Raw genomic sequence first — 19,981 nt, 5'->3', positions numbered from 1 at the left:
CAGTACGAATCGACTTACGTTTTTGTCCGGAGTACTTGATGTCCCATGATTATGACCGCGACCACATTTGCCTTCTGCTCGTCGAGCCAGGATAGAAGCTTGGATATCTCTCGGTCCGGATAATGAACCAGTTCGACTTCCGAATGAGTCTACATCAAGCAAAGTCAAGCGTCGCGTGCCCCAATCAAGCGAAAACCACCCTAATCGGGCTTCACATCTAAGGCGAGATCGAGCTGTCCGTCCGCATCGGATCCAAATTTCGAGACAGCGACGCCGACCAACCGAATGCCCTTTGAGACGGGATAAACGGATCGCACAAGTGACAGACTAATATTGCGAAGGCAGTCGTGCGTTGCGATGGGCGCCGTTACTGTGCGGCTCCGGGTGATAATTCTGAAATCTGAATATTTGATTTTTACCGTGACTGTCGCACCGAAGCTCTGGTTCTTCTCGCACCAGACCCAGACATCATCGGCCATCGAAAGGACGCCCTCTTCGATTTCGGCTGGAAGAAAGCGGTCCTCGGGAAACGTCGTCTCGGAGCCCGACGATTTTCTCGGCCGGTTCGGCTCGATGGGTCGATCATCCTCCCCGCGCGCAATTGCATAATACCACCCGCCGGATTTACCGAAATGCTGCTGGAGGAATTCGAGGGACTGCGCGCGAAGATCGGCGCCGGTGTAAATCCCGAGCGTGTTGAGCTTCTCGGCTGTCACAGGCCCTACGCCGTGAAACCTCTTGACGGCTAAGGCTTCAATGAATTCTGCTCCGTGATGAGGTGGAATGACGAACTGGCCGTTGGGCTTGCGCATGTCGGAGGCCAGCTTGGCCAAAAACTTGTTGTAGGAAACGCCCGCAGAAGCCGTGAGGCCTGTCTCGGAGAAGATCCGAGAGCGAATTTCGGTGGCAGTATCGGCTGCCGTGGGCAGGCCACGCAGGTTTTCCGTCACGTCGAGACAGGCCTCGTCGAGAGAGAGCGGTTCAAAGAGCGGCGTATACTCGGCGAAGATTTCTCGAATCCGGCGCGAGACGGCGCGATAGACCTCAAAGCGTGGCGGTACAAAGATGAGATCCGGGCATTGCCGCAGCGCCGTCGTTGAAGCCATCGCCGAGCGCACGCCGAACGCTCGAGCTTCATAGCTTGCGGCTGCGACGACGCCGCGTTTAGCACCATGGCCGACTGCGACGGGCTTGCCGCGCAGATCAGGATTATCTCGTTGCTCGACTGAGGCGTAGAACGCGTCCATGTCGACATGGATAATTTTGCGGATAACTGTCTCGCCCATATCGAGCACCTAACACATCCACGCTAGGACTGAGAAACCGCGCTATCCAGCACTGGCTCTGGTGGAAAGAGTCACTGCAAACTCGAACTTGCGAATCCACTAAGCGGCTCCAAAATTTAATGGTGGCCAAGTTCATGCCGCGACAGCATTAGCCTTCTGATCTCGAGCCAAGACAGAACTTTGCACATCTCTCTCACCGAATTGATAAGGTAGTCCGTAGACCAAGTCAGGTCCTAGGGCCGGAGGCGATGATCCAGTATCGTCCTCGACGACGGTTTGAACTCGCCCGTCATTTTTTGTCTTGGTGCTGGGATTGCTGTGATACGCACAGCTGAATCGGAAAACTTGGCTTTTCCGCTTGAATCTTATGCGAATCGAAGAGAAACCAGAAAATTCTTCCGATCGTCTTTTTTAATCATTTTGCTTTAATCCCTTTTGCGAGGGCGACTATGTGGCCCGACACAGAAACTGACGTCGATTTTCTGAATTATACCGAGATCGCGGAACTTATCGCCGAGCTTATTGAGCGACCGAGCCTTCTGCCTTTGTCACTGGGGGTCTTTGGCAGCTGGGGCGTCGGGAAATCGAGCACCCTTCGGCTGGTTGAAGCGGAGCTAAAAAAAAACTCTGACAAATATCTCATCATAAAATTCGATGCTTGGCTCTATCAGGATTTCGATGACGCGCGCGCCGCGCTGATGTCCGTGATCACAGGTGAGCTCGTGAAGGCTGCTCCCAAACCGGACCTAAAAGAGAAGGCAAAAGGCCTGTTCGCGCGTGTCAATAAGCTCCGCGCCCTTGGCCTCCTGATGGAAGCTGGCGCGCTCACCATAGGCGTGCCCACTTTCGGGCTCGTACAAAAAGGGATCACGGGTCTAGGCGACGTGCTCACAGGTCAAGGCAACGAAGCCGACGTGAGCGCAATCGAAGACGGCATCAAGGCCGTTGGGGAAAAAACATCCGGTCTTGTGGAGCCGGCAGCGCCGCGCGAACCGCCACAGGAAATCGAAGCTTTCCGGGAAGAATTTGGCGAAGTCCTCCAGAGCCTGGGTAAAATTGTCGTAGTATTCATCGACAACCTCGATCGATGCTTACCTGCCAATGCGATCCAGACGCTCGAAGCAATCCGCTTATTTTTGTTTCTTCCCAAGACTGCATTCGTGATTAGCGCTGACGAGGACATGATCCGCCACGCCGTCGCGCATCACTTCAAGGAGCCGGGCGAAAGGCACATCGCTGACTACCTCGACAAGCTGATCCAGGTGCCGGTGCGGGTTCCGCGCGTCGGCGTAGAAGAAGTCCGAGCGTATCTTTTTTTGCTGCTGATCCGCGACGCTGTCCCAAATGAAGAGGCGCGCGAGAAAATTCGGCAGCATCTGTTGGAACGTTTGCGTCTGACATGGACTGACGAGCAACCCTTCAATGTGGCTCAAGTGCTGGCGATCATTGATAGAGCATCCGACGATAGTCTGCGAACGTCCCTGGAAATGGCAGAGCGCATGGCGCCAATGCTCGCCCAAGCGTCGCGAGTGCAGGGCAATCCACGCATCGTCAAGCGGTTACTAAACGTCGTGCGCATGCGAACATCAATCGCCAAGAAAAGGAAGATGCCGCTCGATGAAACCATCATTGCCAAGCTGGCATTGTTTGAGCGTTGCACTGATAGCCAAGCGACCGAGGCGCTCCACGATGCGATCAATAATTCGCCGGGCGGAAAGCTTTTATTTCTAGCGCCCGCTGAGGCCGGCGAGGAGGAGAGCGAATACAAGTCGAAACTCCCCGAGGCCTGGCAGAAGCACTTACTGTTCATTGGGGAATGGATCCGGCTCGAACCCAAAATAAGCGACGTCAATTTGAAACCGGCTGTTTATTTGGCTCGCGAGACAATCCCCCTTCGGTACGCGACGAAAAATCTACCGCACAAGGTCGCCACGGCAATCGCGGAGTTGTTGAAGACGCCGACGCTTGTGTCGTCAGTTGCCGCGAATGTTATTGCGGGCCTTGACGCGAGCGAGCGCATCTTGGTCACAGAGCAGGTGGTAAACCACGCCAGACAAGATTCTGAATGGAAGAAGGCTCGTGCCGATTTTCGGGGTTTGATCCTTCTCGCGCGCAGCTCGACGGACGCTGCAAAAATTATTAGACGGTTCATTCAGCAACTGCCGGTCAAGCCCCCGTGGATGGCCACCATGCTCAAATCTGAAGAATGGTTTGAGGGGTAGCGCATGGGCACGTCTGCATCGAGCAAGGGACCAAATTCGAAATCGCCGCTCGTGCCGCCCTGGGCCGATGCGAACCCGTCGAGCCCTTTGCCAGACCCAGGCCATTTGCGCTTTCGAGGCTTTCGAACGGATTTTGGACGGGCCGCCGCGGGTGGCGGCAGAGCTGACCTACAAAGGGCGCTCGGAAAATATGCGAGGGAAGCCACCGGCGGTTCGTCAATAGGTCCACGCCGTTTCGGGCCAGCCTATGTTGCTGGAGCTGCGCTCGCGGGCGCTCTGTCAGATCTTGCCGCGGGCGGAACGGGGGAGGATGCGAGCGGCGTAGACCTATCGAGTTTTGTCGGCCGACCCATTGACGTGGCGGCACAAGAAATCGCTCGTGCTCTGTCGCCGAAAAATGCCGATGCCGATCAGATCGCGGCCGCCATTCAAGAGGCTTTGGCCGAGACCCTCCCCGAGGTGGATGTTTTTGATCCAGCGCTAATTTCTCCAGACCAACTCATTCAAGTACTGGTTGAATTCTTTAGCCGCATTCTCTTTCAGGAAATCTGCAGCGTCGCCGGCGAAGCTTGGAAGCATTCTCCTGACGCCCCCGCGACGATGCAAACGGAAGCGGATCTTCTTGAGCTAGTGAAGGTCGTGGTTGAGAAGCACTTAGCCCCGCGCCTCGCTAGAGGACTTGATAGGCTCTCTCGGGCCGAGATTGCTCGATTGGAGCGGCAGGCGATCGACGAAGTTTGGCGGGAATGGGAGAATATCTCATGACACGCTTGGTCTTTAGAGTGGAAGAAGCGAAGGTTTCGGCGCGTGAGCGAAAGTCGGAAATTCAAGTTCTTTTATACGGCTCTCATGCGCCCTATTCGCATGTCGCCACTGTAGGCGCACAGGCGAGAGAAGAGTCTGCTCGCATGGGTGTGCAGCCTACTCCCGAAGCGATGGATCTTTTGTCAGTGGCGATGGCGGTAACCGCCGCCGATACTTTTGTCGCCCGAGAGGATGCGCCCGATGGATGGAGCCGTCATTTCGAGATCGAGTTACCCCTTTGCCAACCGAAGTTGTGGGAATCGCTCGAGCCGACGCTGACCGACGCATTGCGCTTCTTGAGTTCCGATACTTGGAGCTTCACTTTCACTAAGGGTGGCATGCGGCCTCCGACGTTATCAGAATTAGGTCGTTACCGGCGAGTACTGGATCTAACCCGAGCCGATTGCACGGCGTTGTTTTCGGGAGGACTAGATAGCGCGATCGGCGCGCTTGACCTACTTGAGGGCGGTGCAAGACCCCTTTTAATCAGTCACGCATCGCGCGGCGATGCTACAAAGCAGGAGGCTGTCGGCGCACGCCTCCCTTCCGTGTGTCAGCGTCTATCAGTAAATACCTATCCAACATGGGAAGGAATTGATGACGATAGCATGCGCACGCGAAGTTTTCAGTTCCTGGCGCTGGGCGTCCTCGCGGCCTCGTGTATGTCCCAAGTACGTGGGGGAATCATAAAGCTGTTTGTCTGCGAAAATGGATTGATCGCACTCAATCCGCCACTTACGCCGCGACGAATTGGCTCTCACAGCACACGGACGTGTCATCCTTATTTTTTGAACGGGTTTCGTGCGCTTGTGGAGGCACTCAAGCTTCCCGTTGTCATTGAAAATCCGTATGAGTGGCGAACGAAGGGTGAAATGGTCGCCGCGCATCGCGCACATAAAGGGTTTCGCCAGTTGGCTGCCGAAACCGTTTCGTGCGGTAAATGGAAGCGCAAGAACCAGCAGTGTGGCCGGTGTGTCCCGTGCCTTATCCGGCGTTCAGCGCTGCACGCTGGGGGCTTGATCGACGATACCAATTACCAATTTCCAGATTTAATGGCGGTGATGAAGGACGAGGATGGCCGAGACGATCTGATTGCCATTCAGGCAGCCATCATGCGCGGAGGATCATTCGCTTCCTGGGTTTCTCAATCAGGACCTCTTCCAATCGAAGATGCAGAGCGGAATCATTACCTTGACGTGGCGCGACGAGGCCTCAATGAATTGGCAGACTATCTTCGTTCCGAGGGCTTTCGTTTGTGATCGATTTTCATTGCCATCTCGATCTGTACGAGGACCCGGAAAACGTTGCAAAGCAAGCGGAAGATGCACGCATCTACGTTCTGTCCGTGACCACCACCCCCAAGGCATGGCGTGGAACAGCGGCGCTCGGCGCAAAGCGGCGTTATATTCGGACGGCTCTTGGTCTCCACCCCCAGCTAGCCCACGAGCGAGTCCAAGAGCTAGCTTTGTTCGAGAAGCTATTGCCCGAGACGCGCTATGTTGGAGAGATTGGACTCGATGGGTCGCGTGAGTTTCGTCAACATATCGATGTTCAACGCGCTGTCTTTGATCGCATTCTCCAAGCCTCTAAGGCTGCTGGTGGGAAGATCCTCACAATTCACAGTCGAGGTGCAGTCGATAGTGTACTGAGCGCGCTGCATAGCCATCAATCGGCAGCGACCTCAGTATTGCATTGGTTTTCGGGAACGGCGGCCGAACTTGCGGCCGCGTCTCGGCTGGGATGTTGGTTTTCGGTTGGGCCGGCGATGCTCAGAAGCGAAAAGGGGCGAGTCCTTGCCAAAATGATGCCGCGCGATCGGATATTGACGGAAACCGACGGGCCCTTCGCCAAGAAAGGAAACCGCCCTCTCGTTCCGGCAGATGTCGCGCTCGCCGCGCAGGAACTTGCTGCGATTTGGAAAACGAGCACCGACGAAGTGGAAATGATTCTGAAGAGAAATCTCAAGGAGTTGTTGAACCGCGTCCCTGGTGAAGGTGTGGCCGCCACAAAATAAAAGTGTCACCGTTTTCCAGTGCCGCCGATCGAGGCTGATGCCAAAATTCGCCGGCTTATCCCTTCCACTGTGCCTACCCGTTAAGAGCTCGCTTCCTCGTTCGGTTGAGCGCCCTTACTGCCTCGCGATTGGCGTCGTCGTGCAGAGAAAGCTGCCGAAGACGCGCTAGGCGATAGTGCGCTGCACATCGACGCGATGTCCCAATACCTGACGTTGGGGCTGACGAAGTTCTGCACCAACAATCGCTGCACAAAGAAGCCCGCTGTTCGATGATGAACAAACGTCATGGCTTCCTTGCGTGGCGGACTTGAGCCGCAGAATAATGCAAATCACCTTAACGTTTGGCGCGTGATGCTCGCCGCCGCGGTTGTTACGCCGAGTTCTATTGACGGCGACATGACGATCCCTTCGACAGCCGTCGACAAGCTGATTTCTTACCTGCGCGGGTCATCGTCAGGCCCGCGACGCCTGATCAATCCGCCTTATCTGTGGCACCGGATTTCCTGTGGCCAGACACACAATGAAGGGAACGTCCGTGCGAAGAGAACTCGGCTATTTTCCGCACAAGCTTGATATGTCGTTCGATGACATCATCATCGCCACCTTGCCCGAACTGCAGCGTAAGATTGAAAAGCTCCAAAAGAGCGAATATCGCGATGGTGATTGGATCTTGGCACCGGGGCGACGTCGCGTATTTGCGATGCCGAAGACGCATGAGATTGGGGCTGGGAGCGGCTCAAACATGCAGCGAATCGAGTTTATGGTCTGGTGCCTTGGTTTCCTGGTCGGGATGCGGCTGACGACAGCGGAAGCTGGCTTCCTGGACGCAACGCCTTGCCGTCAAGGCTGCCTAGTGGATTTTGTCTGTACTCCGGGCGATCTCACTCGCGCGCTGACCCACTGTAACCGCTTCTACGCTGACCGTTCGGGCGGGAAGGCGCCGGGCCTCGTGGTATCGGTTATCCACGCGCTGTTCGTGAGCGGGAGCCCGCACCTTCTTTGCTATGAGCGATTGCAGTATCTGTACACGGCACTCGACGCCTGCTGGAAGGCATCAATGGATCTGAAGCAACTGAAGAAACAGTCGCACGGCGAGCGCATCGAAGCAATGTGTCAGGCTTGGCAGATCGCGCCTCCGGCATGGGCACTCTATGACAAGTCGACCAATAACTGCCAGCTTTCAGAACTGCGCAACGCAATGATCCATGAGGGGCTGGTGGGAAGCGAGCCCTTAGGTTTTAGGATCATTCAGGGTTTCGATGGCACCCCGCATCCCCTGGGCAACCCCCTATTGGAAGTGGAGCACCTGGTATCGCGCTTGCTTGTTTCCATCATGGGCATACCCGCCTCCAGCTACATAGGCACTCCCATGGATACGAGGAGCATCTTAGCCCTAGAAGTTACGGCCTGAGACAGCATGCTTTCTGTTGGCGGCCGCTCACCGTGGGAGACAAATGATCAAGGACAGACCTCAGGCTCTTCTCGCCGATCCGGCATATTGCACGCTGCCCAAACCGCCGCTTCGGGTCGATTGGTCATCGGTTCCGGAGTTGATCCGTGCGGCGATGCAAGATCTCGGAGGTATTCAGCCGGTTACAAAGGCTATGGCCGAGGCCGCGGGCGGCAAACTTCGCGACAAGCCCAGCGACGGCGAAGTCGCACTATTCAAGAAGCGCGGTGCGCAATTCCAGATGATTTCGGTCGTGCTGAGCGTGGTTGCCGCTGGCGTGTCGGAAGGCGCGCTCAATGTGAAGCCGTTTGCCGTGACGCTGATTCCTGGTTCGAAGCGGGGAGAGATCTCGCATGACGGCATCGAGTTCGTCTCGAAAGTCGACGTGGCCAAATGGTTGAAGACCGAGCCCTCCTACACGGGCTACGATCCGTTCTCTGGCGACTGGTCTCTCTACGGGAATATTCCAGGATATCTCGACGGCAAGAGAAAGGGCTTCCTGGATGAGATCGGGATCGTCGTCGACCAGTTTTTCTTAGCCACCGAACTTGCGGATGACGATGAAGTTTTGACGATGAATCTGCAAATGCCCTCGCAGAAAATGACGGAGAAGTACGAGAAGCACCGCAACCGTCTTCTCTTCACGCCATTCCAAGAAGTCGAAGCGCGGCGCGTGTGGGGCGCCGAGACGCCAATCGAGTTATTCCTTTTGCAAGCTCTCGCAAAGGAAGGGCTATTCCCGCAGAGCCAGATGCTGATCATGGACGACGGCGTGACGTTTCCATCGTGGTATCACCTATGGAGTGACATTGAGTTTCGCCACAGCAGGGGGCTGGTGACGGAGGCAGACTTCTTCTTTGAAACCGAGCGCATTGCCGTCTTCTGCGACGGGGCCCATCACGCGAGAAAGAAGCAGCGCGAGAAGGACACAGCCATCAACCAGAAGCTCGAGGCCCTGGGTATTCAGGCTGTGCGGATTCCTGGTAGCGAAATCAATTTCGATCTTCCCAAAGCCGTTTCACGCGTCACGGAGGCCTTGAAGGCCGCAGACAAGAAGCAGCCTGTGGCACGGGATGCGAAAGCGGAAGCATCATGAAGCCACCACCTAAGATCGAGTAGTGGCGCGTTGCGACCTGTCCGATTGCCGCCATCTCTGCCTCAGCCAATTTGGCGTCGGTCCCATTAGCGGCCATGGGCCTCTAATGATCGGCGCGGCGAGGATGGCCTCGGACAATGTCTGAATTCGGAGATGCTGCGTCGACGCGGTGATATGCAAAGACAGTGTTTAGTGGCCTCAAAAGCGACCGCACCTAAGCGCGGTCATCGAGACAGTCTCCTCGACAATGTGTTTGCGGATTTCGAGGAGCATTTGCGTGACGGCCTCGTCAAAGCGAGCATCCTCAATGCGTTGCGCAGCTGTCGCGATCATCGTTCCTCCGAATAAGTACTTGCGCATGTTCTTTGTTTGTTCTATGCATGAAGAATGGTAAGGCGGGCGAAATCACGAACTGTCAGATTGATCGTGGATGGCCTTACCAGATCGCACTCAATGCGGAGGTGACAGTCGGTAGAGCGCACAATGCGGCGGCGAATTTTGCAAAAATCTGTCGATCGCACCGCGTGGCCATACGTTCCGGCAGAACGATCAGTGGATCAATGTGTGGTGTTTCGCGCAAGAAGCCGATGCCGAGAAATTCCGCGCGCGTTTTGGCGGCGAGTTTCTCGATCCGGATGAGAGGCCGAGATGGCCAGGAAAGCCGCGGAAGCGCAGCCCACGGTGAACGAGGGAGCGCGCATACCGCCCAATCGACTCAACGATGGCGGCCTTCCTTTTCTGCTAACAACTTTTGCGAACAGTACTATTGTGTTTTTTGTCGGGTCGGCTGCGATTCGTCTCAGGGGCATTTATGGCGGAAACTCAAATCGAATGGACCGATGCTACGTGGAATCCGGTAGCCGGATGTTCCATCGTCAGCCCAGGTTGCAAGAATTGCTACGCCATGGAGATGGCAAAACGCCTGGAAGCGATGAATGTCGAGAAATACAACGGCCTAACTCGGCGGAGCGGCAAGCGCACCATTTGGAAGGGCCTTGTGAGGGAAGATCCATCTTCGCTCCGCATTCCCTTGAGCTGGAAAAAGCCTAAGAAGATTTTCGTAAACTCGATGAGCGATCTTTTCCACGAGGGGGTGAGCGACAAGTTTATTGCTGAAGTGTGGAAAGTGATGCGTGCCACGCCGCACCATCACTATCAGATCCTCACCAAACGTCCCAAACGGATGGCGAGGGTCGTCACTTCTCGCATTGGTGAAGTTCTGCCCAATGTTTGGCTGGGTACGAGCGTCGAGAACGCCGGCGTGATCGATAGGATTGAACATCTCCAATCCGTCCCTGCCGCTATCCGCTTTATTTCATTTGAACCCCTCATTGGCCCTGTGGGCGAAGTCGATCTTTCCAACATCCATTGGGCGATCGTCGGCGGCGAGAGCGGCAGATCGGCCAGACCCATTCGTGAAGAATGGATCGACGAAATTCATGATCAGTGCTCTCACTACAAGACTGCATTCTTTTTCAAACAGTGGGGAACGTGGGGCAAAGATAACAAGCGTCGCTCAAAGAAGGCGAACGGCAGAATCTATCGCGGCAGGGTATGGGATGAGATGCCTCACGCCGCCACCGTGGCAGGAACGTAAGTGACCGCCGCTTTCCCAAAATAACAGGCCGCATAAATGGTCGAAAAGCCTTACCAATGGGCGAGCGGCGCAACGCTCGAAGAACACTCCAAGCGCAAACATGCTATCTTGCGCCAATACTTTTCACGATACCTGGCCGTCCGCTGCCAGTTACCTCAGCAAACCCGTTTCAGGCTTGCCATCGTTGAGGGTTTTGCAGGGGCCGGACGTTATAAATGTGGTGCCGCCGGCTCTCCGGTTATTTTCATTGAGGAGCTTCGCCAGACCTGCGAGGCAGCCAATCTAAAACGGGCTGCGGAAGGATTCGCGCCACTCGACCTTGAGTGTCTGCTCATCTTCAATGACGCCGACCCTGAAACCGTAGAAATCTTGAAGACAAATTTGCAGTCTCTCTTGGCGGCTGTCACGATTGAAGTGCCGCGTCTTCACTTGAGAGTGGAATTTTCGAGCAAGGCATTCGAGGAAGCGTATCCCGAGATCAAGCAGCGCCTACTGGCAGCGCGCTATCGCAACGTCGTCTTTAATTTAGATCAGTGCGGCCACAAGCATGTAGAGCGCAAAACACTCGTGGACATCATGCGCTCGTGGCCATCCGCTGAAATTTTCTACACCTTTGCCATCGAATCTTTGCTTACCTACCTTAGCCAAACAGCGCCGCAGGTTGTTCAAAAACAACTTTCGTATCTTGGCCTCCCAGCTGGAGGATTCGATGCGCTTGACGGCCTGATGAACAAAGACATGTGGCTTGGGGCAGCGGAAAGGATGGTATTTGAAGCCTTTCGCGACTGCGCGCCGTTCGTCAGCCCATTTTCGATCAACAATCCGGAAGGCTGGCGCTACTGGCTCATTCATTTCGCCAATTCTTATCGCGCGCGCCAGGAATACAACGATATCCTACATCTCAATAGTAGCTCTCAAGCCCACTTCGGTCGATCTGGCCTTAACATGTTAGCTTACGATCCTACGCACGAAGGGGCCCTCTACCTTTTCGACGTGTCAGGCCGCAACAACGCGCGAGACCAACTCGCAGAAGACATACCGCGTCTCGTATCGGAATTTGGTGACGCGATCATCTTGGGTGATTTTTACGAGAGCATTTACAATATGACGCCTGCTCATATGGACGATATCCACGGAGTTATGATCGAGAACCCTGACCTTGAGGTGTTAACGGGCGAAGGAGGTGAGCGCAGGAGACCAGGCACCATCGTTGCTTCGGATATTCTACGGATGAAGCAACAGCGCAGTTTTTTTCCGATGTTTTTCGGGGCTCAAAAGCCCCCAACGAAGGATTAGCAGGGCCTAGAAACCGCGCCGCTGATGCTTTGACTGTGACGCGGGATAAAGGTTTAGTGTCGTCGCCCATAGGTAACCAACATATTGATTTCGCTGAATTTTTATTGGCGGCGTTTAATGAAATTAGACACGTGCATACTTGATGTATTATAAATAGCGCTGTGTGACACCAAGGTTTCGATGACTGCGCCATTCTCCTCGATGATCGAGGACATTCTCTTCAAGGACGGGCCGATGTTGTCGGCCGCTCTTTGCAAACGGCTAGAAGGGATGGGGCTTTCGTCGGATGTGGCGCGGCAACGCGTTTCACGCGCCAGAGGCAAGGTGCGCAGATTATCGACCCTGACCTTTCCGAAAAACACATTCATTCTCTACCACGAGACGACGCATAATTCCGCTGATTATTGGGATGCTGTTGTACGCATCACATCGGCCGAGAGTCCTGCGTATGGTCCGGCGTTGGCAGCGATCCTTCGGCGCGATGGCATCGTTCCAGAATCTCAATTTTGCATCATCAGCGGCGCCCCAGAAAAGCAGCGCGGGCAAACGCCAAGTTCACTCCTTCTCGCGCGTCTTATCTCATGCGGACTTCTCAAGCGTGTCGCGATCGAAGGTATCGGTTCATGCGTCGCCTTAGATGCTAACGGTCACTTTCAACATGCTTCGCCTGCGCGGCTGCGCGCACGGCTTCTCACGGAAAATATCATGATCCTGGCCGTCCGGGACTGGGCACGAAAACTCGGCATGGCGAGCTACGAAAAAATCGCGACACGGGATGGTCTCGTTACGCCTAAATACGGAACCTTCCATTGGGACTTGTGCGGACCGTCCTACATTCGGCCGATGATAAAGCGGATACCTGGCGCCCAACCCAATCCCGGCTTTCTCGTTTGCGATGTCGTGGCGGGTAATGCCATTGACGAATACGCCATCGCTGCCTTCATCCGCAAATGCAAGACGCTCTCTGCTTTGCGCGGGCTTCCGCCCATGATGCCGATGCTCCTATCGGATGGGTTTACACGCGAAGCTTTTAGAGCGGGGCGCTCTCATGGAATTATCATGGCGACCCCGGAAACTCTCTTCGGTCGCGACGTGGCCTCGGGCTTAGCGCTTCTTCTTCAAACCGTGACGAAGGCCGCCGATGTAGTCGTTGAACGGCCGGAGGTGATCCCGGAGCTTTTCGGCAAACTCGGTGAAATCGAAGGCGCTGCCGGCAATTTGCGCGGAGCACTGTTCGAGTTGATCATGGGTCACGCCATTCACATGAACGAAGGCGATCCGATTGAAATCGGGAAAATCGTTACAAACCATGCAACCGGAGAGCGCAGAGAAATCGATGTTTTGCGGATCAAAGAACGTAGGGAGGCTTGGGTTTATGAGGGAAAAGGTAATCAGCCTTCAGAAGTCATTAGTCTCGCAACCGTCGAAGAATGGGTAACAAAAAAAGTCTCGGTTATCTACCGGGCCTTGCGGGTCGATCCTCGGTTTCAAAACCTAAAAATAGGCTTCGAATTTTGGACATGCGGCAGCTTTTCAAATGACGCTCGCGCATACCTCGAAGAAGTGGCGCGGAAGGCGAAGAAGTATACGATTGGGTTCAAGGACGGAGCGGATGTTCGTAAATACGTCGCTGAAACAAAATCCTCTGCCATTTTGAAGACCCTCGACGATCATTATTTTGAGCATCCGCTATCGCGATTTGATTTGAAGTACGATGCATCAGCAAAACGTCGCGCGGTTGAACCCGCGCCGAAAGTAGAGTTGGGCGACTTCCTTGACTGTCCTTCCTCGGAAAATTCTCCATTATTGCTTGAAGATTTAACGCAGGATCATCAGAAAGAAGGCTAAGGCGCGACGGAGTTATTCGTAAGTTTGAGCCCCTGGGATGGCGACGGAGCCCTCATGGACGAACGCGAGGCTATGGCGCGCCCGTGTGACGCCAACATACATTTTAGTAATTGATTTTTCGATGTGCGTTAAGGCTCCGGTTCGTAGCCACTGCTTGGCTTTTCCATGGGGAAATATCAAAACGCGTTTGAAGGTGAGGCCTTTGGACTCGCCAAAGTTCATGGCCGGTATGCCGTCGCATGCTGTTTTAACGTCGAGCCGAAGCACCTGCGGACTAAAGGCCTTCATGTATTCGGCAACCTTCAACGGCGCGATTATGAAAACGCCGTCATGTCCTGTGGTCTCCGTGTTTAAGGACGTCGTCGCGGGTTCTCCTGGAAAAAAGCTATCGCCGAGATCAGCAATTTTTTGATGACATCTATGCGTGTGTCGCTCGTTAGAGAGGATTGCAAGGTCAGTAGTTGCCCATTCTTCGAACTTTCTAATGATTTTTGAACCGCCGTAGGCGGCATTTTTTGCGTTATTATTTGTTTTGAAAGTTGCTTGGCGGTGGTCGCCAACGAGCGTCAACTTCACCCCCGATTTCAGAACAAGTTCGAGCAAGTCGAGATCGTATCCCGCCATGTCCTGAACTTCATCGACGATCAGGTGATCAAAACGCGTGGCGAGCCGATTCATCACGGCGCCATTCGTTAAACGGTTACACTCGCAGATGAACTTTGAGATTTTATCGGAGTAGATGTAGCGGCCTTCCGCAAAGTAGTGAGCCGCTACATTGGCAGCCGGGACGAGCGCCACGGATTTCCCTTCAACAAACATCAGATTGTCAATGCGTCGGTCGTGAAGGACACGGCGATAGGGCCGAGCCAATTCGCGAAGAAGAAACGTAAACCACGTCATCAACTCGACATGAGCAGGTATCACCGCTTCACGCTCATAAAATTTGCGCGCGATCTCCCTTTCATTGTTACGGGTATAGGTTACGAGCAAAGAGCGAGAATTGGCATCATGGAGCGCGTCGCTGACAATGCGCGTTGTCTTTCCGCCGCCCGCAGCACACATGATGATACGGTTATTCGACGGCACGGGCGATGTACTCCGGAACCTTCCAATCTTCTGTGGTTGCAAAGAACTTCAAAGCGGTGTCGGCTTTGTTGCTCGTCATGTAGTCGAGCAGCTCGGCGTCTGAAGTAAAAGCTCTGCCGAGGATTTTCTCGATCGTTGGGCGCCCATTCGCCTTTAGCAATTGCGGTTCAAGCGTCGGAAAAGATTCATCCGGATCGAAAAGGATGGCGACCTTGGGCCTTCCCGCGTAGTCCGCGTATTTCGATTGGAGCGCGGCGATTTTCCCATCGTTGTCGGTTACAACCGCGACCGTTCGATCGAGCAACACGGCGATTTCTAGAAAGCGTTTGAAGGCGAGAGAATTGACGGAGATGACGTCAACGCCGCCCTCCAAAGGCATTTTCCCGTGCAGCTTTTTGAACGCGGCTTGGACGATCAGCTCGTCCGATGGTCCCTCAACAAGATTGAGCGCGTTGCCAGAATGAGGCGCAAGGTGTCGTGACCCGGAAGGCGCATGAAGTAATCATGTGTTCCACTTGTCAGGTCGTTCAGCCGAATAGAATGTCCCTGATGGAAAAGCACCACCGCTTCCACCCCAAGCTTGTTCAGAACGAAACTACTATGCGTCGTGATGATAAGCTGCCGCTGCCCTCGGCGCTCGGCGATATGGCTGATAAGGGCGTTGAGGTTAGAGAAAGAAAGATGGTTCTCGGCTTCTTCGATGAGGATGAGGTGAGAGTCGGCGGATGATTCCATCGCCAGCTTTATTTTGATGGCGTTTTGCTCTCCCTTGCCGACGAGCGTCATAGGCACATCGTCGAGGTGGGGCATGACTCCGGTCTCCCAACTCGCCCTTGAGGATGTGTCTAGAGATACCGACAACGCTTTGTTGGAGATGTCACCCTTCTTTTGCGCCAGAGCATCATTGACCGCTTTGACCTTCGCCTGCTCCATGAACGCGTCTTTCATCATCCGATAGGACAACGCAAGGTCCACTTTTTGCTTCTTGTTCAGGCTATCCCGCACAATATCCACGACGTAGCGCGTCGCCGCAGCATTGTTGCGGATGATGCTTGCGTCTATGAACGCCGGTTTCAGGGCAATCGTGCGCGCGGTAATTTCGTTGTCGGCAAAACTTCGCCAGCGAACCATGTAGTATTCAACGGGAAGCGTCCGAATAACTTTCGGATCGGCGACGTAAGCCTTAAATTCCTCCGCATATTCTTGATTGAACTCGATCGTAAGCGTGACGCCCGGAGCATTTTGATTGAGGGAATTATTCGTGCCCTTCAAAATGGCAAGAGCCCCCACATCTTCTAAGTATAATTCGATCGTGATGGCAGGAGGAGCAGTGGTCTTGCCCGAAATGAGCGTGCTGATGTACTCCCCAACTGCCGATGCATTGAAAAGATACGGATGAAGCTCACTTTGAATTGGCCTTCCGTTTAATTGCCCCGTCAGCGCTAAATGAACGGCCTCAAGAAGCGTGGACTTGCCACACTCGTTATTGCCGACGATGATATTTAGGCCAGCGTTTAATGTAACATCTGCCTTCCGGAGGCAGCGATAATTGCTCACAATGACGCGTGAAATATGCACATTGCCCCCGATGGAAATGTCGCTCAACATGCTAGCGACGATTTAGAAAATTGAAGGAGTCCCTCCGGGGCAAAACGGTAGTCCCCGACTCACCGAATTTATCCTACCCGCAACCAGCTTTAAAATGGGAGTCGGCGCTTCGCCTGTTGGAAGCCATTATTTATGCGTGCAAGTGCGATCACGGGACGGGCACTTTAACGGCGATGCTGACTGACGCATGGCCAATCGTGGTTGTCGTCATTGGCGTTCCCGATTTCTACATTCATGCTCTTGTGAACCTGCGCGACACTGAACGGTCCAATCCGCCAGGCGATGGTATTGATGCTTCCCCTCAGGCGGAGCGCAAAACCGGCTAATTTTCTGATCGATGTCCGTTTTCAACCGTCAAGCAGGCAACGAGCGATGCTCTGTTTGGCATGAATGCGAAGACATCCCTGACTTCTGCTTTCTCGGCCTAGCAGCCGCGCACCAAAACGACGTGCTGCGGTTGCTCAGGTCAGCAAATGGGATAATGCCGTCCCAGCCCGCTGGTCGATCAAATCTAAATGTCAGTGCGTCGACACGGTTGTTAACCGATATTTCGAAGTTAGACACAGCAGCGAAATCAGCTCTCGACTTCTGCCGCAAAGGACGCATTCGTGTGGGAAGCGGTCGGCACTTTGGCTCGCTGAACATCTGAGAAATCACCTCGCGGTCGCGGGGCTTCAGGCAGTGGGAGCGCCATTGGGGCGCGCCAAAAGTCACGGAGCCCAGCATGACCACAGTTGAAGTTCATTCCCCGACCAAAGCCAAGCGAGCAACTCAACCCTCTGGTGGCGCGAACAAGTCGAAGCGTGGTCCGGAACAGTCAAAACCGGCGGCAGCGCCGGCAGGGCGCCCTGACGTACCAGCGCGCAGCACGAAGCAGAACCGTATTCTGTCGCTGCTGAATCAACGCTACGGCGCGACCATCCCCGAGATGATGCTGGCAACGGATTGGCAACAGCACAGTGTCCGTGGTTTCCTCGCGGGAACAGTGAAGAAGAAGCTCGGTCTCGATCTGACGTCCTCCAAATCTGATGGAGAGTTGCGGCGGTATAGGATTGCGCCCCGTCGCGGTCGCTGACATGGCAAAACCGTCACTGGGCCTACCTGCAGAGATCGCACGACTTGAGAGCCTTGCGATCGATGCGCTGCGCAATGAGTGGCGGCGTCTCTATCAGACGTCGCCACCCAAACGCCTGAGCCGCGATATCCTGCTGCGTGGGGTGACCTACAGGATCCAGGAATTGGCGCATGGCGGGCTATCGAAAGGTTCACTCCGCAGACTGCAGTCCTCGACTTCGGAAGAACTCTCGAGCAAGAGGCGTCGTCGGCCCGTCTCGTTTAAGGCGGGTACACGTCTGATCCGGGAATGGCGTGGGCAGACGCATACCATCGTCATCCTGGACGATGGCGTCGAATGGCGGGGACAGCGCTATCCATCGTTGTCGGTTGTCGCCCGCGAGATTACGGGCGCCCGCTGGTCTGGACCAAGGTTCTTTGGTCTGAAGACTGGTGCGGGCGCTGCCTCGTCCTCTGGTCAAGAGAGGCTTCTTGAATGATCAAGGTCCGCTGCTCCATCTATACCCGCAAGTCTTCCGACGAAGGCCTGGAGAAAGAGTTCAATTCTCTCGACGCGCAAAGGGAGGCCTGCGAAGCCTTCATCAAGAGCCAGAAGCATGCAGGCTGGACTGCGGTGTCTAACCTCTATGACGATGGTGGCCTTTCTGGCGGGACGATGGAGCGTCCTGCGCTGCAGCGGCTGCTCGCCGATATCAAGGCCGGGAAGGTCCAGATCGTTGTCGTCTACAAAGTCGACCGGCTGACACGCTCTCTGGCCGACTTCGCCAAGATCGTCGACATCTTCGACGTCAATGGCGCCTCGTTTGTATCGGTGACCCAGCAGTTCAACACCACTACGTCGATGGGGCGTCTGACGCTCAATATGCTGCTGTCGTTTGCTCAGTTCGAGCGCGAGATCGCCGGCGAGCGCATCCGTGACAAGATCGCGGCGTCGAAAGCAAAGGGCATGTGGATGGGCGGCACCGTGCCACTTGGCTACGACGTCAAAGACAGAAAGCTCGTCATCAATTCGGCCGAAGCTGAAACCATTCGCCTGATTTTCCAGCGATACGCCGAGCTCGGCTCAGTCAAGTTGCTGCAAGCTGAACTCGATCGCCGTGGCCTGCGTAGCAAGCGACGTGAGGGCACGAAAGGCCTAATTACAGGCGGCGCCAAGTTCTCACGCGGGATCCTGTATCTGATCCTTCAGAACCGACTCTACCGAGGTGAAGTCGCTCACAAGGGTAACGTCTATCCCGGCCAGCACGAAGCCATCATCGAGGCCGAACTCTGGCTTGTGGTTGAGGATAAGCTAGCCGCGAACCGAAAGGCCCGGTCCCTGGCGACAGGGGCGGAGGCGCCAAGCCTTCTATCAGGGCTGCTTTTTGACCATGACGGCAACCGGATGACGCCCACGCACGCTAACAAGCGTGGTCGCCGGTACCGATATTACATTTCTGCCGCCCTGCTTGATACAAGCAGATCCTCCGGAAACACGATGCGCGTACCGGCAAGCGAGGTAGAAGGTCTGGTCCTTGATCGCGTACGTACGCTCCTGACATCGCAAAAGGAGATCGCCGACGCTCTAGCTGCACTTCAACTGAGGGCTGGAGAACTGGAGGCAGCACTCAGCCGTGCCGCGAAGTTCGGGAAGGAATGGCCCATCATGCCGCCTGAGACGGCACGGGCAGTTATCCGTCAGGCCGTTGCTCGCGTGATGCTCTCGCCAGATCAGATCGAGATTGTGATCGATGCTGAACAGCTTGCGGGCGCGCTCGGCGTAGAGGGAAAAATTGAGAGCGCATCAGATCGGTCGATCATTCTCACAGTGCCGGCCGAGCTGCGTCGTTCTGGTCAAGGCAAGCGCATGGTGATCGGCGACCCATCGCAGAGACCTCCCGACGCATCCCTCGTTCAGGTGTTGCAGGAGGCCTTCTCTGTTCGCGCCAAGATCTTGTCCGCTACGACGGAAACCCTCAATGACATCACGTCGGGCATAACCAAAAGCAAAGGTCGTCTGACGGCACTGATGCGTCTGACGTATCTCGCGCCAAGCATTATCGAGGACATCTTTGGCGGTCGGCAGCCACCGGAGCTCAGTCCGAAACGCTTGCTCCGTACCTCCCAGGATCTGCCGCTCGATTGGAGCGCGCAGCGCAAGTTCTTGGGCTTCGCCTGACGGTCGAACGCCGGGATACTATGGCCGAAGCCAAACCGCCCGCCCCAAAAGTCGGCAGCAGAGACGTTTCGCGGAATGCCGCCTCGGAACGTGCTGATTTGCGTCTCTGCGGACCACTCACGGGACCCACCGAGGGCTAAGCCGCGGAAACGACGGCGTTATTTTGAGAGCACCCGGAGGCGTGAAAAGTCTGCGATTTCAGTAAGTTGGCTGGCTGTGCAGGCAGTCTGACGCGAACAAGTCTCTAGGTGGATTTTCCGTGTTCACCCCCGAAAAACACGGAAAATGCGCAAAAATACACGGAATTGGCGCGATTGATCGCTTCAAACGCCCGATATCATAGGGCTTTCGCGAATTTGCCGATGAAACCAAAACACGGAATCATGGGTGGTGAAGCACGGATGCCAGTACGGGGATCGCGGTTACGGCCCGGCGTCGCTTG

At 55.1% G+C, this 19,981-nt stretch carries 17 protein-coding genes; 13 read left to right on the top strand and 4 right to left on the bottom strand.

What is annotated here, in order from left to right:
• Positions 1-200: 200 nt before the first annotated feature.
• Positions 201-1,286, bottom strand: a complete 1,086-nt coding sequence (dinB, locus tag RLW41_RS04765; protein WP_414464665.1) for a DNA polymerase IV — start codon at positions 1,284-1,286, stop codon at positions 201-203.
• A 449-nt stretch (positions 1,287-1,735) separates the two neighbouring features.
• Between dinB and RLW41_RS04760 the strand changes: the two genes are divergently transcribed.
• The 9 genes from RLW41_RS04760 to RLW41_RS04720 all read left to right on the top strand — a co-directional run bounded on the left by RLW41_RS04760 (position 1,736) and on the right by RLW41_RS04720 (position 13,613).
• Entirely contained in the window at positions 1,736-3,508 is a 1,773-nt protein-coding gene (locus RLW41_RS04760) for a P-loop NTPase fold protein (RefSeq protein WP_414463710.1), read from the top strand.
• A 357-nt stretch (positions 3,509-3,865) separates the two neighbouring features.
• Positions 3,866-4,273 carry a hypothetical protein gene (locus RLW41_RS04755; RefSeq protein WP_414463709.1) on the top strand — a complete coding sequence of 136 codons (408 nt, stop codon included), beginning with the start codon at positions 3,866-3,868 and terminating at the stop codon, positions 4,271-4,273.
• A complete protein-coding gene (gene qatC, locus RLW41_RS04750; protein ID WP_414463708.1) occupies positions 4,270-5,571 on the top strand; it encodes a Qat anti-phage system QueC-like protein QatC in 1,302 nt (433 codons plus the stop codon). The genes RLW41_RS04755 and qatC overlap by 4 nt, the downstream gene beginning before the upstream one ends.
• The gene (gene qatD, locus RLW41_RS04745) at positions 5,568-6,326 is read left to right on the top strand and encodes a Qat anti-phage system TatD family nuclease QatD (protein WP_414463707.1); all 759 of its coding nucleotides are present in this window, start codon (positions 5,568-5,570) and stop codon (positions 6,324-6,326) included. Before qatC ends, qatD begins: the two co-directional genes overlap by 4 nt.
• 535 nt (positions 6,327-6,861) lie before the next feature.
• On the top strand, positions 6,862-7,737 hold the full coding sequence (locus RLW41_RS04740; protein ID WP_414463706.1) for a hypothetical protein: 876 nt from the start codon (positions 6,862-6,864) through the stop codon (positions 7,735-7,737).
• 43 nt (positions 7,738-7,780) lie between these two features.
• Complete coding sequence (locus RLW41_RS04735) at positions 7,781-8,872, top strand: endonuclease domain-containing protein (protein WP_414463705.1); 1,092 nt, start codon at positions 7,781-7,783, stop codon at positions 8,870-8,872.
• An 811-nt stretch (positions 8,873-9,683) separates the two neighbouring features.
• Positions 9,684-10,469 carry a DUF5131 family protein gene (locus RLW41_RS04730; RefSeq protein WP_414463704.1) on the top strand — a complete coding sequence of 262 codons (786 nt, stop codon included), beginning with the start codon at positions 9,684-9,686 and terminating at the stop codon, positions 10,467-10,469.
• A gap of 36 nt (positions 10,470-10,505) precedes the next feature.
• The gene (locus tag RLW41_RS04725) at positions 10,506-11,765 is read left to right on the top strand and encodes a three-Cys-motif partner protein TcmP (RefSeq protein WP_414463703.1); all 1,260 of its coding nucleotides are present in this window, start codon (positions 10,506-10,508) and stop codon (positions 11,763-11,765) included.
• 201 nt (positions 11,766-11,966) lie between these two features.
• Positions 11,967-13,613: a hypothetical protein gene (locus RLW41_RS04720; protein ID WP_414463702.1), complete on the top strand. Its 1,647-nt coding sequence runs from the start codon at positions 11,967-11,969 to the stop codon at positions 13,611-13,613.
• Between the two features lie 12 nt (positions 13,614-13,625).
• On the opposite strand, the gene RLW41_RS04715 is transcribed toward RLW41_RS04720, so the two are convergent.
• From RLW41_RS04715 to RLW41_RS04705, 3 genes are read right to left on the bottom strand one after another with little or no spacing between them, the layout of a single operon-like run.
• A complete protein-coding gene (locus RLW41_RS04715; protein WP_414463701.1) occupies positions 13,626-14,699 on the bottom strand; it encodes a UvrD-helicase domain-containing protein in 1,074 nt (357 codons plus the stop codon).
• Positions 14,686-15,090, bottom strand: a complete 405-nt coding sequence (locus tag RLW41_RS04710; protein WP_414464664.1) for a hypothetical protein — start codon at positions 15,088-15,090, stop codon at positions 14,686-14,688. Before RLW41_RS04710 ends, RLW41_RS04715 begins: the two co-directional genes overlap by 14 nt.
• Before the next feature lie 23 nt (positions 15,091-15,113).
• Positions 15,114-16,307: an ATP-dependent nuclease gene (locus tag RLW41_RS04705; protein WP_414463700.1), complete on the bottom strand. Its 1,194-nt coding sequence runs from the start codon at positions 16,305-16,307 to the stop codon at positions 15,114-15,116.
• Positions 16,308-16,423: 116 nt separating this feature from the next.
• Between RLW41_RS04705 and RLW41_RS04700 the strand changes: the two genes are divergently transcribed.
• From RLW41_RS04700 to RLW41_RS04685, 4 genes are all read left to right on the top strand, one after another.
• Positions 16,424-16,633: a hypothetical protein gene (locus RLW41_RS04700; RefSeq protein ID WP_414463699.1), complete on the top strand. Its 210-nt coding sequence runs from the start codon at positions 16,424-16,426 to the stop codon at positions 16,631-16,633.
• A gap of 398 nt (positions 16,634-17,031) precedes the next feature.
• Complete coding sequence (locus RLW41_RS04695) at positions 17,032-17,382, top strand: DUF3489 domain-containing protein (protein WP_414463698.1); 351 nt, start codon at positions 17,032-17,034, stop codon at positions 17,380-17,382.
• Between the two features lies 1 nt (position 17,383).
• Positions 17,384-17,860: a DUF2924 domain-containing protein gene (locus RLW41_RS04690; RefSeq protein WP_414463697.1), complete on the top strand. Its 477-nt coding sequence runs from the start codon at positions 17,384-17,386 to the stop codon at positions 17,858-17,860.
• Complete coding sequence (locus RLW41_RS04685) at positions 17,857-19,539, top strand: recombinase family protein (protein ID WP_414463696.1); 1,683 nt, start codon at positions 17,857-17,859, stop codon at positions 19,537-19,539. The genes RLW41_RS04690 and RLW41_RS04685 overlap by 4 nt, the downstream gene beginning before the upstream one ends.
• Positions 19,540-19,981 lie beyond the last annotated feature (442 nt).

Origin of the sequence: Hyphomicrobium sp. DY-1 (genome assembly GCF_047497105.1) — a bacterium.
GTDB lineage: Bacteria > Pseudomonadota > Alphaproteobacteria > Rhizobiales > Hyphomicrobiaceae > Hyphomicrobium_B.
The sequence above is the reverse complement of the archived record's forward strand: the minus strand, read 5'-3'. Positions and strand labels throughout refer to the sequence as shown.